Below are 6,792 nucleotides of genomic sequence, written 5' to 3'. Positions count from 1 at the left end.
ACGGTTTGAACTGATTCTTTAACAGCTTGATTGTCTTGTTCTAAACCTTTTTTAGTAGCAAGGATGTTTTCGTTGATCATTTTGCCCATTTTTCCAAGTTCATCATCGGCTTTGATTGAAATTAAATCAACTTCGTGTTTTTCGTGATTTAAAAAACGAAAGAAATTTTCTAAAGATTTTAAAATGACAGGAATTCTAGATCCAACTATTTTTTTAACGCAGACATAAACTATAATCAATATGACAAGTAGTATAAAAAAAGAAATAACGATAAAAATAATTTCTAATTTCTTTAAAGGTGCTAAAACTGAATTTTTAGGAGCAGTTACAACCATACTCCAATAACTTGAATTATTTGCAGTACTAAAAGATGAAACGGATGCATAGCTTAAATCTCCAGTTGAAGCAACATAATCATCTATTATAACAGTTTTGTGTTCTTTAACAGCATTATTGACTAACTCCACAGAGGGATCTTTATTTATATCACTGAGTGTTTTTAAAATGGCATTATGATTTTTATGAATGGCAATAACACCTTTATCAGTCATTAAAAATCTTAAATCCCCTTCAAAAAAATCTAATTTTGGGTCAAGTATGGTTTCAGAAACTTCAGAAAAATCTAAAGTATATCCAGCAACTCCAATCAATTTACCTTTATTATTAAAAATAGGCATTCCAAAATTAATACCTAGAAAATCTTTTCCATCGTAGTTAAGTTTAGTTGGTGGCCCAACAAATAAACTATCTTTATCTCCATATTTAGCGTTTTTTTCTACTTGCTCTATAATCTTTAAATTACCAAAATTATTTGGCGTTTGAATCGTTTCTATTCCTCCAGATTTTCCAGTGGTTTGATCAAAATAAATCATAGCAAAAGTTTTACCATCAGAACTTGTGTATCTTTTATCAATTCCTTGAGCATCCCCTAGCACTGAAGTATCTTTTAAATACAAAAAAGTATAAGCTGAATATAAACTACTATCAAATAAATTTTTCATTAAGCTTTCAATCAAATCAGCATCAACTTGATTATTGTGTTCAAACATATCATTTAAGGAAGTTGCGGTTCCTTTTGCAAGTGCAACAGTTTCATTTAGAATACCTTCCATATAATTGGTGTATCTTTTTGAAGCTAAAAATATTGAATCTTTGGCCTCTTTTTCCATATTTTCAGAAATATATATGGAAACTGTTGAAACTAATACGATAATGCCTAAAATTACCCCTATAGCTACAGATAGAATAAGCTTAGTGCTTATATTTAAAGAACGAAAATTCATATTTTTTCCTTAACTTTTAAAAATTTATAAAAAACTTAGTATAGTATTCTATAATTTTTTAAAATATTCTTAAAAATTTTAATATCTTTTGTAATTTTACCATATGTTAACTTTTTATAAATATAAGTATTTAAAATATTAAAATTTTATTGAAGTTAAGAATTATTAATGCAATTTACCTTTGAACAAATTTTTATCGCAATGCTACTGACTCTTTTTGCAGGTTTTTCTACAGCTATAGGTTCTATAATAGCCTTTTTTTCTAGAAAAGATGATTTAAGGGTGCTTTCTTTAGGACTTGGTTTTTCAGCTGGGGTAATGATATATATTTCTTTCATGGAAATTTTACCCACTGCGCTGAAAGATTTTAAAAATCACTATGATTCGCATTGGGCTGAGCTTTTAGGATTGGCTTGTTTTTTTGGTGGAATTTTAATATCTTTATTGATTGATAAATTAATCCCCGAAGATGTCAATCCTCACGAGCCCAAAGAGGATTTAAGCGAGTTAAAAATTTGTCCCTTACCTCAAAAAGGACAAAATCCTCCGAAATTTCATCCTGGAGAAAAGTTGCATCAGATCAATACTAAAGCTTTGAAACGCACAGGGATTTTTACAGCTTTAGCTATTGCTATACATAATTTCCCAGAAGGTTTTGCTACTTTTATTTCGAGTCTTGACAATCTTACTTTAGGAATTGCTATAGCTATAGCTGTGGCTATACACAATATCCCTGAAGGTTTGGCCGTGAGTTTGCCAATTTACCATGCTACAGGAAATAAGAAAAAGGCTTTTATTTATTCAGCTCTTTCGGGTTTTGCAGAGCCTTTGGGTGCTTTTGTTGGAGCTTTGATTTTATTGCCTTTTATAGGCGATCTTACTTTAGCTATAAGTTTTGCTGTGATTGCAGGAATTATGGTTTTTATATCTCTTGATGAACTTTTGCCCGCTGCAAAAACTTATGATAAGGCCCATGATAGTTTATATGGACTTATATTAGGAATGGCAATAATGGCTTTAAGTTTAAATTTGCTTGGACAATAGAAAGCCTTACGGCTTTCTTGCAATTTAATTCACACCTTTTGGCGCATTAAAGGCAGTAAGTTTTGGTAGTTCACCTTTAAATTTTTCTATGTTTACGAGCCCTGTGTGAGAGATATTGCCATTGGCAAGTTTTGAAGTTGGCATATCCATGGTTAAAACATTTGCATTTCCACATTTGCAAAGTCCGTTTTCATTAGGATCATACCAAGCACCTTCACAAATCCTTACAACCCCTTGCATGATTTCATCGCTTACAACAGCCCCTGCTAAAACTTCACCGCGTTTGTTAAACACGCGTACTACATCGCCATTTTTTATACCAAGTTTTTTTGCATCTTTGGAATTGATTAAAATCGGCTCTCTATCTTTTATTGCATAAGTATCTCTTAAGCTTGTGTGGCAAAGTTGAGAGTGCAAGCGATCTCTTGGGTGATTTGTAAGTAAGTGGAAAGGTGCTTCTTTGGTTGCATTTCCAAGCCATTCAATAGGCTCAAACCAAGTAGGATGGGCTTTGCAATCATCATAATTATAATTTTTAATCGCTTCTGAGTAAATTTCAATGAGTCCTGAATCTGTACCCAGAGCATTTAAGATAGGATCTTCTATAAATTCTGAAAAACGAGTCCATTCTAAACTTTCAGCTGTTGGTTCAAAAGTGATTGGTTCATTTTTAGCCCAAAATTCTTCAAAACTTGGCATAGGAATAGCAAAAGCTTCGCCAAAACTTTGAGTTTGTTTTAGGGCACTGTTGTAGTATTCTTTGATGAAATCTTTAGCTTTTTTGCCATTTTCTGTGTAGGCATTAAAGACATCTTTTCCATAAATTTTACAAATATCAGAGAAAATTACATAATCATCTTTGCTTTCACCCACAGGCTCAACTGCTTGTTTCATAGGAGCTATATGCATATTTGAATAATCTCCTGTCATGGTAATATCATCTCTTTCATAAGATGAAGTTGCAGGCATAACAATATCTGCCATTTTAGCTGTTGGAGTCCAGTAAATTTCATTTACCACAACGGTGCGTGGTTTTCTCCATGCTTTTACGTTAGTGTTAGTATCTTGATGGTGCACTAAAGGATTTCCGCCTACCCAGTAAATAAAATCAATATCAGGATAGGTAAGCTTAGAGCCGTTGTGATCTATGGTTTTTCCAGGGTGAAGTAAAGCATCAGCGATTCTTGCTACAGGGAAAGAATAACTCGCTGCATTTTGAAGCCATTCTGCGCCTTCGTTTGAAGTTTCGCTTTTTACTAAACCTTTAAATTTACCATTTTTCCAAATCCCTAAACTACCTGCTGTCATACCGCCGATAACTCCGCCTTTGCAAGTTGGAACACCGCCATTGCTGTAATGATAGCTTAGTCCAAAACCGCCTCCTTTTGTGCCGATTTGTCCTAACATTGCACAAAGAGTAACTAGCATCCAGTGAGGCTGTTCGCCATGATGTGCTCTTTGCATACCCCAACCACTCATAATCATAGTAGGATTATCATAAAAAGTTTCAGCTAATTTTTTGATAGTTTTTTCATCGATACCGCAAATTTTACTTGCCCATTTGGTATCTTTTTTCACTCCATCTTCTTTACCTTCTAAATAATCTTTAAATTTATCAAAGCCTGTAGTGTAAGTGTCTAAAAACTCGTAATTAACTTTTTTCTTAGCAATTAAATGGCTTGCCATACCCATCATTAAAGCTACATCGGTATTTGGGCGTGGAGCTATCCATTTGGCATTTAAAAATTTCGCTGTAGTGGTTTTTATAGGATCTATACAAATCACTTTGATTTTACTGTCTTTAAGTTTTTCAAAGTATGCCAAACCTCTTTGTTCGTTTGAAGTCCAAGCTATGCGTAAAGTAGAAAGCGGATCAGCACCCCAAATCACAACATATTTAGAATCACTTAAGATATTTTCCCATGAGGTTTGTTGCTCATAAACTTCAATCGATCCTACAACATAAGGCATAATCACTTGAGAAGCTCCTGTAGAATAGTCCCCCGTAGCCCCTACAAATCCACCTGTTACATTTAAAAATCTATGAAGCAAGATACGTGAGTTTTGCATATTTCCACTTGATTTCCAGCCATAACTTCCACCAAAAATTGCACTTGCACCTTTACTATCTCTTGTTTTTTTAAGCTCTTTAGCGATAAGTTTGACTGCTTCATCATAACTTACGCGAACAAATTCATCTTTTCCGCGAAGCTCAGGTTTGGGATTGTCAGGATTTTCAAGGTAGGATTTACGTACATAAGGATACTTCACACGAGATTTATAAACCATATCGGCGGTATAGTGCTGTAAAGGATTATCCATTTTTGTAACTTTTTCCCAAGGTTCGCTTTTTACTATTTTGCCATCTTTTATAGTGAGTTTTAAAATCCCCCAGTGTGCTGCAGTGATCACTTCTCCATTTTTTACAAGTCCAAGGCTAACTTTTGAAGCTTCTACGGTTTTTCCTGCACTTAAGCTTGGAATGAGAGGTAAAGCACTTAAGCTCGCTCCAATTTTTAAAAATTTTCTTCTATCTAGCATGCTTTTCTCCTTATTTTGTTTTAAAATCTTTTGCGTTTTTTTGTAAGTATTCTATAACTAACCATCTGTCTTTTTTATCAATACCTGTTCTATCAGCCATAGAACGGAAAATTGCAGGCCAAGCGTTAGCTGTAAATTCTTTTTCTTTGTGGATAGCGTGGCAAATTCCGCAGTTATTTACAAAAAGCTCTTTGGCTCGATTTAACATTTCTTTATTTGTCTTTACAAATTCTTTTTTATCTGCCCAAATTTCAAGGCTTACCTTATCCCATTTGCCATTTTTTCCAGTTATTCTTTGAGAGAAATTTAATTTTGTATTTTTAGAAAAAGCTGCAACAATAATTCTTTGAGAGTCATTGAAATAAATCACAGAAGGTGCTTTAGGATTTACATAACCATCAATTTTTAGCAAAACCCTGTTATTTTCGCTTTTTAACACTTCAAAAGGATTTGTAGGTAAAAGTCTTCCTATGACTTTAGTATCATCTTTATTAAGATAAAGCGATACAACTTCATCGGTATAGGCGGTATTTTTTGCCCATAAACATGTCGCTAGGACAACAAAAGAAATGAAAATTTTTTTCATTACTAATTCCTTAATATAAATTTGATGTAAATGTATTTTAACACTATTTAATTTAATTATTAATTAATATTAATAAAATATTAATTAATAATTAATAACTTTTTTAGAAAAAAATAAGCATTTTATAGTTATAATTTAGAAAATAAATATACAAGAAAGGAAGACAATGTTAAAATCTATCGGAACTAAATTAACCCTTTCAGTAATTGGAAGTGTTATGGTTAGCTTAGTCTTTATGATTGCCATCATATCATGGAAAGTTTCTCAAAATATGGAAAAAGAAGCAGAAATTGCTCTAGACATAGCTTCAAAAAGATATGTAAATTATATGCAATCCACACTTAACGAACCTTTTTTACTCTCTAAAGCATTAGGTACTAGCATACAACAAGTTATTAATGATAATGGGAATATTGACATTAATGTATTGGAAAATTTAACCAAAAAAACATTAGATTCAAGTATGCATACCACTTATGCTTTTTTGTACATTAAAGATCTTTCAGTCTTATCAGGAAATAAAGAAAAAGACATTCAAAATGGAAATTTATCTATTGTTTATAATGATTCAACTCCAGGGATTGACGGAGGTATTAAAACATTTATACAAAATAAAAATATGTATAACAGTATACCTGTAATCTCAAAAATTGAAAACAATGTGCACAATGGAGAGCAAAAGGTTATTTTTGGTTCAGTTAAGCGTCTTGATTATGGTAATGGAGAATTTTTAGGAATAAACTTAGGAATGCCTATTTTTAATCAAAAAGGAGATTTTGCAGGAGTTATTGGTTTCTCTTTAGAGCTTTCACAGATGTCTAAAGCTTTACTTAATCCTTCATTAAATTTTCACGAAGGAGATCAAAGATTACTACTTACAGATGATGGAACATTTGTTATTCATGAAAATCCTAAAGCAATTTTGCAAAAAATCAATGAATACAACCATTCTCCTTCTGTAGCTCCTATATTAAGTGCTATTAAAGAACATAGAGATCTTTTAATCAATAATTTTTATACATCTACAGGTTTAACCAGTTATGCTTCGGTTTCTTCTTTTAGTACATTAGAAGATTCAAGTCGCTGGAGTATACTTGTAACAACCCCTAAAAATTCAGTTTTAAAACCTTTATATCATCTTCAGTTAATTATAGTTGCTGTAGTTGTTATATTTTTAATTATAATTTCAGCTATTGTATATATGTGTATAAAATATATGGTAAGTGCAAAAATTAATTCAATTTTTAAATCTTTGCAAAATTTCTTTGACTTCATCAACCATAAAACAAAAAATGTTTCTACTATAGAAGTAAAAAGCAATGATGAATTTGGACAAAT

At 32.0% G+C, this 6,792-nt stretch carries 3 protein-coding genes and 2 pseudogenes; 2 read left to right on the top strand and 3 right to left on the bottom strand.

What is annotated here, in order from left to right; translation table 11 throughout:
• Positions 1–1,283 (bottom strand): annotated as a pseudogene (locus ELQ12_RS09115) (cache domain-containing protein); the annotation flags it as partial.
• A 168-nt stretch (positions 1,284–1,451) separates the two neighbouring features.
• Here ELQ12_RS09115 and zupT point away from each other — a divergent pair.
• Positions 1,452–2,327, top strand: a complete 876-nt coding sequence (zupT, locus tag ELQ12_RS09110; protein ID WP_052776816.1) for a zinc transporter ZupT — start codon at positions 1,452–1,454, stop codon at positions 2,325–2,327.
• A 24-nt stretch (positions 2,328–2,351) separates the two neighbouring features.
• On the opposite strand, the gene ELQ12_RS09105 is transcribed toward zupT, so the two are convergent.
• Positions 2,352–4,868 carry a molybdopterin guanine dinucleotide-containing S/N-oxide reductase gene (locus ELQ12_RS09105; RefSeq protein WP_134264729.1) on the bottom strand — a complete coding sequence of 839 codons (2,517 nt, stop codon included), beginning with the start codon at positions 4,866–4,868 and terminating at the stop codon, positions 2,352–2,354.
• A gap of 10 nt (positions 4,869–4,878) precedes the next feature.
• A complete protein-coding gene (locus ELQ12_RS09100) occupies positions 4,879–5,454 on the bottom strand; it encodes a cytochrome c3 family protein (protein WP_070261549.1) in 576 nt (191 codons plus the stop codon).
• 166 nt (positions 5,455–5,620) lie between these two features.
• On the opposite strand from ELQ12_RS09100, the pseudogene ELQ12_RS09095 reads away from it, so the two are divergent.
• A pseudogene (locus ELQ12_RS09095) lies at positions 5,621–6,792 on the top strand (cache domain-containing protein); the annotation flags it as partial.

The sequence above is a fragment of the Campylobacter sp. US25a genome (genome assembly GCF_004379075.1).
GTDB lineage: Bacteria > Campylobacterota > Campylobacteria > Campylobacterales > Campylobacteraceae > Campylobacter_D > Campylobacter_D jejuni.
This window is presented reverse-complemented; position numbering and strand designations above follow the sequence as displayed.